Origin of the sequence: Bacillus sp. HY001 (genome assembly GCF_007558965.1) — a bacterium.
GTDB classification, from domain to species: domain Bacteria; phylum Bacillota; class Bacilli; order Bacillales; family Bacillaceae_G; genus Bacillus_A; species Bacillus_A mobilis.
The window spans coordinates 1-323 of record NZ_VLTE01000365.1 but is presented as its reverse complement, the minus strand read 5'-3'; the positions used below and the strand labels follow the sequence as shown (position 1 = coordinate 323).

Annotated in this window: 1 pseudogene; it reads right to left on the bottom strand. The window is 30.3% G+C overall.

The window, feature by feature from the left end:
* Positions 1-10: 10 nt before the first annotated feature.
* Positions 11-323 (bottom strand): annotated as a pseudogene (locus tag FOT98_RS31760) (IS200/IS605 family accessory protein TnpB-related protein); the annotation flags it as partial.

Sequence of the window (323 nt, the reverse complement as noted above, 5' to 3'; positions counted from 1 at the left end):
CCCTTCTCATTTAAATTTTAAATACGAATTGTTGATTGCTCATATAAACAGTTTTGTGAAGAATGCTCCACAATTTCCAATTGTGATATTCTTTCCACATTTGAATTGTTTGTAACCATTTTTTATATACTTTTTGCGTATTCTTTTTACTTTCTTCCATGGAAGCAACAAGAATACGCAGTTTTGTTGTAATTTGGTTTTTTAATAATAATATAATCTCTTTTGGTAATTGTTCTTGCAATTCTAATCCACGTCTTGCGATCGTGAAGGCGGCTGCTTCATGAACGCTAATACCGAAATTTTTACTGTATTTTAATTTTCCA